Source organism: Glycomyces dulcitolivorans, from assembly GCF_003265355.1.
Classification (GTDB): Bacteria; Actinomycetota; Actinomycetes; order Mycobacteriales; family Micromonosporaceae; genus Glycomyces; species Glycomyces dulcitolivorans.
In genome coordinates this window covers 1-6340 of the sequence record NZ_QFRW01000200.1, presented here as the reverse complement: position 1 = coordinate 6340, position 6340 = coordinate 1, and the positions used below count along the sequence as shown (strand labels likewise).

Sequence of the window (6340 nt, the reverse complement as noted above, 5' to 3'; positions counted from 1 at the left end):
CCGCAGGGGCCGCCGCCCAGTCCTCCGCAGGGAGCCCCCGCCGCGGGCGGGCCGCCGCAGCCGCCCCCGCAACCGCAGACTCCGCAACAACCGACTCCGCAGCCCCAGACGCCTCCGCCGTCGCCGCCGCGGGCCGGGCAGCCGCAAGGCCCCGCCGGGCCCCCGAGGCAGCCGAGCCCGCCCCGGACGCCGAGCCCAGGCAGGGCCAGCGTCCCGAACGGGACCGCGAAAGTCCCTGGGGCGCAGCCGAACCCGGGGCCGTTCGGGGCCGGGATGCCCCCCGCCGAGCCGGCCGAGCCGGACTTCGACACCACCACCGCGCTGCGTCCCCCCAGGCTCGCCAAGGCGCCGCTCGTCCCCGAACCCGACGGGACCGCGATCCTCCCGGTGATCCCCGCCGACGACGTCCCCGCCCCGCCCGGCGCCGAGAGCGCGGCCCGCAAGAAGCGCACCGTCAAGCGCCACCGCGGCGAGGGCGGCGTCCGCTCCACCGTGCGCGGCCTCGGCGAAGCGCTCATCACCCTCGGCGCGGTCGTCCTCCTGTACGCCGCCTACGAGGTCTTCGGCGTCTCCGGCGAGATCAACAACGAGCAGGACACGCTCTCCACCGACCTCGACACCATGTGGGAGGCCGAGGAGGAGGGCGACGAGGGCTCGCCGGTCCCCGAGCTCGGCGACGCGTTCGCGCGCATGTGGGCCCCCGACATCCGGGCCGAGTCCTGGACCCTCGTCGAGGGCACCGAGCCGGCCGACATCGAGTACGCGCCCGGCCGCTACCTCGACGGCGCGATGCCCGGCGAGCAGGGCAACTTCACCCTCGCCGGCCACAACGTGCCCGCGATCTTCCAGAAGATCCGCGACCTCCAGCCCGGCGACAAGGTCGTCATCGAGACCAAGGACTTCTTCTACGTGTACGAGGTGCAGGAGCACGTCGTCGTCGACGAGACGCAGGTCGACATCACCGCGCCCGTCCCCGGCGACCCCGGCTCCGAGCCCGGCGACGAGGACTACTGGCTGACGCTGTTCACGTGCCATCCGCTGTGGGACAACTACGAGCGGTACGTCGTCTACAGCCAGCTGGTGGAGACCATCGAACGCGACCCCGCCGGCGACCTGCCGCCCGCGGCGATCGACCCGGAGGCCTGACGTGTACTCGTGGATCTGGAAGAAGCTCCCGTTCGGCCTGCCGGGCAAGATCATCGGGTCCGTCGCCTTGAGCGTCGGCGCGTTCGCGCTGCTGTGGTTCGTGCTGTTCCCGGCGGTGCGCCCGCACATGCCGTGGAGCAACGTCGACCCCGCCGGGGGCGTCGACGTCGAGCAGCCCGAGGGCGACGGCGGCGAGTCCCCGACGTGCACGCCCGGCGTGGACTGCCACGACACCCAGTTCGACCCCGGCGAGTGGGAGACCGCCCAGTCCCCGACCGGCGAGGACGACGGGTGATGCGCGGGGCCGCACCGTGACCCGGAGCGTCCTGGTGGTGGACTTCCGCGACTCGTTCGTCCACACCATCGTCTCCTACCTGCGGGCCCTGGGCGCCCGCGTCGAGGTGCGCCGCTCCGACAAGACCGACGTGGACGAGGCCGTGCGGCTGCGCCCCGCGGGCCTGCTGCTCTCACCCGGGCCCGGGCGGCCCGACGAGGCGAAGCTCGGCCACGACCTGCTCGACCGCTTCGCCGGGGACGTCCCGGTCCTCGGCGTCTGCCTGGGGCACCAGGTGATCGCCGAGCACTGGGGCGCCGTCGTCTCGCGCGCCGCCGAACTCCGCCACGGCGAGACCTCCCCGATCCGCCACGACGGGTCCGGCGTGTTCCGCGGTCTCGCGAACCCGTTCACCGCCACCAGGTACCACTCGCTCGCCGTCGAGCCCGGCAGCGTCCGCGACCCCCTCGAAGTGACCGCCCACAGCGACGACGGGACCGTCATGGGCCTGCGGCACACTCGGGTCGACGTCGAGGGCGTCCAGTTCCACCCCGAGTCGATCCTCACCGAGGACGGCAGCGCGCTCCTGGCCAACTGGCTGCGGCGCCTCGACCCGCCCGGGGGCGCGTGACGCGCGCGGGCCGGGTGTCGGGAGCACCGTCGGATACGACGTCGAGTGCATCGTCGAGTGTGGATGCCGCGGTCGCGCACCGTCGTCGCCTAGGCTGGGTGCGGGCGGCGCGGCCGCGCCGCGCCAGTCTGGGGGACCGCGTATGACCGATGAGGACTGGGATCCTCGCCGCAGGGGCTCCGGCTCCGCGTTCGCAGGGATCCTCCTCCTGCTGGTGGGGGCCTGGCAGGTGTTCATCGGGTACGCCGTGGCGAGCGGGGACTCGTTCCTGTTCACCGGCGGCGGCTACTGGTACCGCGCCGACAACACCGGCTGGGGCTGGGTGAACCTCCTGATCGGCCTGGCCGCCATCGCGATCGGCTTCATGCAGATCGGCGCGCTGCGGTCGCGGCGCCTGGAGCGGCTGCGCGGCGGCGGGTACGCGGGGCTCCTGGTCGCGGTCGTGTCCGCGATGAACCAGTTCTTCCTCGCGCCCCAGTACCCGCTGTGGGCGACGCTCGTCATCGCCGTCGACGTGTTCGTCATCTGGGCGCTCACGACCGGCCCCGGCACGGGCCGCGAAGACGAGCCGATGGGCAGATAGTTCCCCCGAACCGCCCCGCGGCCGCACCGGGTCTGGGACGGTGGAGGGATGGGTGGACGCTCGATCGTCAAAGCCGCCAAGCGATACGGCGCGGAGAACCGCGGCGACGCCGCGGCGGCCCTCACGTACTACTCGGTGCTCTCGCTGTTCCCCGCGATCCTCGTGGGCACCTCCCTCATCGGGCTGCTCAGCCCGGACGCGACCGCGTCGCTCCTCGACGGCGCCGGCTCGCTCGTGCCCGGCGACTCGATGTCGATCATCGACGACGCCGTCGCGCGCCTCCAGATGAACCCGCGCACCGCCGGGCTCGTGGCGCTGGCGGGACTCGTCGCGGCGCTGTGGGCGGCCTCGAACTACGTGGCCGCGTTCTCGCGGGCCCTGAACGCGGTCGACGGGGCCGCCGAGAGCCGCAAGTGGTGGACGGTCCTCATCGTGCGCGTCGTCTTGACTGTTGTCGTCGGCGCCTTGACGGCGGTGTGCGCGGTCGTCGCGGCCACCGGCGGGACCGTCGCGCGCGCGGTCGGGCGGGCACTGCACGCCGACGGCGCCGCAGTCGCCGTGTGGGCGTGGGTGAAATGGCCCCTGATCACCATGCTCGTCGTCGTCATCGTCGCGCTCCTGTACTGGCTCGCCCCCGCGAAGCGCTCGCGCTTCCGCCAGCGCGCGCCGGGTGCGGCGCTCGCCGTGGTGCTGTGGCTGGCCGCCTCGGCCGGGTTCGGGCTGTACGCGGCGAGCTTCGGGAACTACGACCAGACGTACGGGGCGCTCGGCGGCGTGATCGTGTTCCTGGTGTGGCTGTGGATCACCAACGCGGCCCTGCTGTTCGGCTTCGAGTACAACGCGACCGCCGACCCGGAGACGGACACAGCCGGGACCGCCGAGGGCGAGGCGTCCGAACCCGGTGCGGCCTAAGTGGCCTTGGGCTGCACCAGGCCCGACTCGTAGGCGAAGACGACCAGGCCGGCGCGGTCGCGGACGGCGAGCTTCATCATGGCGCGGTGGACGTGGGTCTTCGCGGTGGCGGGGCTGATGAACAGGCGCTCGGCGATCTCGGTGTTCGTCAGGCCGCGGGCGACCAGCGCGACGATCTCGGTCTCGCGGGTCGTGAGGCCCTCGACCTGTCCGGCGAGGCGCGAGGGCGGGTGGGCGACGTACTCGGCGACGAGCTTCGCGGCGATCTGCGGGGACAGGAGCGTCTCGCCGCCGACGGCGGCGCGGATGCAGCGCAGGAGCTCCTCGGGCTCGGTGTCCTTCACGAGGTACCCGGCGGCGCCGGCGCGGAGGGCGTCGAAGACGTAGGCGTCGAACGAGTAGTTGGTGAGCATGACGACGCGCACCCCGGCGAGCCGGTCGTCGGCGGCGATCGCGCGCACCGCGCCGATGCCGTCGCCGCCGGGCATCTCGACGTCGAGCAGGGCGACGTCGGGCAGGGTCTCGGCGGCGAGGCGGGCCGCGGTCGGGCCGTCGGCGGCCTCGGCGACGACGGTCATGTCGTCCTCGGCGTCGATGAGCGCCCGGAAGCCGCCGCGCATGAGCGGCTGGTCGTCGGCGAGCAGGACCCTGATCAACGCGACTCCTCCAGTTCGGGCCGGGCGTCCGGTTCGGCGGCACCGGATTCGGCGGGGCCGGACTGTGAGGCGTCGGTTGCGGTAGCCGTTGCGGTTGCAGCGGCGGTAGTCATGGCGGCGTTGGCGGCGGTGCTGTCCGGGAGCGCGGCCCGGACCGTGAAACCGTACCCGCCGGGTCCGACACGGAGGTCCCCGCCGAGCGCGTCGACCCGCTCGCGCATGCCCGTCAGGCCCCGACCGGGCACGACCCGGGCCGACGTGCCGTTGTCGGCGACCTCGACGACGACCGCGTCGCCCTCGCGGCCGATCCGGACGCGGACGGCGTCGCCGGAGGAGTGGCGGACCGCGTTCGTCAACGCCTCCTGGACGATCCGGTACGCGGCGTGGTCGACCTCGGCGTCCACCGGCGCGGCGTGGTCGATCCCGCAGGCGACGTCGATCGTGAACCCCAGGCCCCGGTAGCGGTCGGCGAGGTCCTCGACGCGGGCGAGGCGGTGGCCGTCGTCGTCGCGGAGCATCGTCAGCGTCTCGCGCAGCTCCCGGGTCGCGTCCTTCGCGGCCTCCTCCACGGCTACCAGCGCGGGCGGCGGCGCGTCGCCCCTCTTGCGCGCCAAGTGGATCGCGACGCCGGCCTGGACGCGGATGACGGAGATCGAGTGCGTGAGGGAGTCGTGGAGCTCGCGGGCGATGCGCACCCGCTCGTCGGCGGCCTTGCGCTTGACCGCCTCCTCGCGGACGTGCTCGGCCTCGGCCATGTACGCGTCCCTTTGGCGCCGTGAGAGACCCGAGATGAGGGCCACGTGGAGCCAGCCGATGACCAGGAGGGTGCGCTCGACGGCCTGGGCGGTGAACTCCCAGCCCGCGTTCTCCAGGTTCCCGAGCGCGACGATCGCCGAGAGGATGAGCACCGTGGAGACGCTGAGCGCCCGGTACCCGGTGTACATGGCGACGGCGATCGCGACCAGGGCCGGGACCACGGCGAGCGGGCCGACCCCGAGGGGGCCGCTGGCGAGGACCGAGCCGACGCTGACGACCAGGACGAGGCGCGGGTGGCGCCGCCACAGCGGGAACACCAAGGGGCCCAGCATGAGCGGGAGCCAGCCCCAGGGCGGCATGCCGTCGCGGACGTCCTTGATCAGGCCGGCGGCGAGGGTGTCTGCGAGCATGACGGCGGTGACGGCGATGTCGAGGCGCCTGCCGGTCAGGAAGTCGGGGCGCCTGCGGGTCGGCGCGGTCTCGGGGGGATGCGACATGCCTTGAGTCTATTGCCGCCGCGGACCTGCGGCATCGGCTCGCGGTGCAGGTCCGGCGTACCCCCCGGGGTGTACGCGGCGGGCGCCGCTGCTGCGTGCGGCGAGGCCGCGATTGCCGTCCCGGGGCGGACGACCAGGAGGCCCGCGGCGGGGAGTCTGGAGTCATGCGGCGGCCGTGCGGGCCGCCCGGTCAACCGAGGAGGCGCCCCCATGTCCCCCGCCGTCAGTCGCAGCGCAGTCAGGCATGTCGTCCCTGTCGATCCGAGGCACGCCGAAGGCGTGGTGGCCGAGGTGTACCGGCAGGTCAAGCAGGAGCTGGGCGTGCTGGGCCCGGCGGTCACGATGTTCTCGCCCGCGCCGGAACTGCTGGCGCCGGTGTGGTCGCTGCTGCGGGAGTCGCTGCTGGTCGGCGGGCCCGAGGAGCGGAAGGCGAAGGAGGTCGTGGCGACGGTGGTCGCGGTGCGCAACGGCTGCCGGTTCTGCACCGACGCGCACGTGACGCTCCTGCACGCCGCCGGAGAGCCGGACCTGGCCGAGGATCTGCGTTCGGGTGTGGCGCCGCCGGAGTGGGCGGCGCTGGCGGACTGGGCGGCGGAGCCGACGGCGTCGGGGCCGTTCCCGGCGGAGGCCGCGCCGCGGTTCATCGGGACGGCGCTGGTGTTCGAGCTGATCACGCGGATGGTGAAGGTGCTGGCGGAGAACGAGGCGCCGAGTCCGGTGCTGGCGACGCGGCTGGGCCGGTCGGTGGGCTCGCGCCTGCTGCGGCAGGCGATGGCCGCGGACCTGGAGGCGGGCGCGAGCCTGCCGCTGCTGGAGGAGCGGCCGCAGTGGGCGCGGGGCACGGCGGTGCGCGAGCCGGCGTGGGCGGCGGGGTCGCCGGTGGGG

General features: G+C 74.0%; 8 protein-coding genes. 6 read left to right on the top strand and 2 right to left on the bottom strand.

All coding sequences use genetic code 11. The annotated features are described in order from the left end of the window. Positions 1–273: 273 nt before the first annotated feature. The 5 genes from DI269_RS14390 (at position 274) to DI269_RS14370 (ending at position 3546) form a co-directional block, all read left to right on the top strand. Positions 274–1146, top strand: a complete 873-nt coding sequence (locus DI269_RS14390) for a class E sortase (RefSeq protein ID WP_112136969.1) — start codon at positions 274–276, stop codon at positions 1144–1146. A 1-nt stretch (position 1147) separates the two neighbouring features. Beyond that, complete coding sequence (locus tag DI269_RS14385; RefSeq protein ID WP_112136967.1) at positions 1148–1441, top strand: hypothetical protein; 294 nt, start codon at positions 1148–1150, stop codon at positions 1439–1441. Positions 1442–1457: 16 nt separating this feature from the next. Further along, complete coding sequence (locus DI269_RS14380) at positions 1458–2051, top strand: anthranilate synthase component II (protein ID WP_112136965.1); 594 nt, start codon at positions 1458–1460, stop codon at positions 2049–2051. Positions 2052–2193: 142 nt separating this feature from the next. Further along, positions 2194–2634, top strand: coding sequence for a DUF7144 family membrane protein (locus tag DI269_RS14375; RefSeq protein ID WP_112136963.1), 441 nt, complete (start codon positions 2194–2196; stop codon positions 2632–2634). A gap of 48 nt (positions 2635–2682) precedes the next feature. Further along, positions 2683–3546 carry a YihY/virulence factor BrkB family protein gene (locus DI269_RS14370; protein WP_112136961.1) on the top strand — a complete coding sequence of 288 codons (864 nt, stop codon included), beginning with the start codon at positions 2683–2685 and terminating at the stop codon, positions 3544–3546. Here the strand turns inward: DI269_RS14370 and DI269_RS14365 are convergent. Both DI269_RS14365 and DI269_RS14360 read right to left on the bottom strand, forming a co-directional pair. Then, positions 3543–4202, bottom strand: coding sequence for a response regulator (locus tag DI269_RS14365; RefSeq protein WP_112136959.1), 660 nt, complete (start codon positions 4200–4202; stop codon positions 3543–3545). The two genes, DI269_RS14370 and DI269_RS14365, sit on opposite strands and share 4 nt — an antisense overlap. Beyond that, on the bottom strand, positions 4199–5455 hold the full coding sequence (locus tag DI269_RS14360; protein ID WP_112136957.1) for a sensor histidine kinase: 1257 nt from the start codon (positions 5453–5455) through the stop codon (positions 4199–4201). The genes DI269_RS14365 and DI269_RS14360 overlap by 4 nt, the downstream gene beginning before the upstream one ends. Positions 5456–5665: 210 nt before the next feature. On the opposite strand from DI269_RS14360, the gene DI269_RS14355 reads away from it, so the two are divergent. After that, positions 5666–6340: carboxymuconolactone decarboxylase family protein (locus DI269_RS14355; protein ID WP_198667437.1), on the top strand; the 675-nt coding region annotated here is incomplete at its 3' end.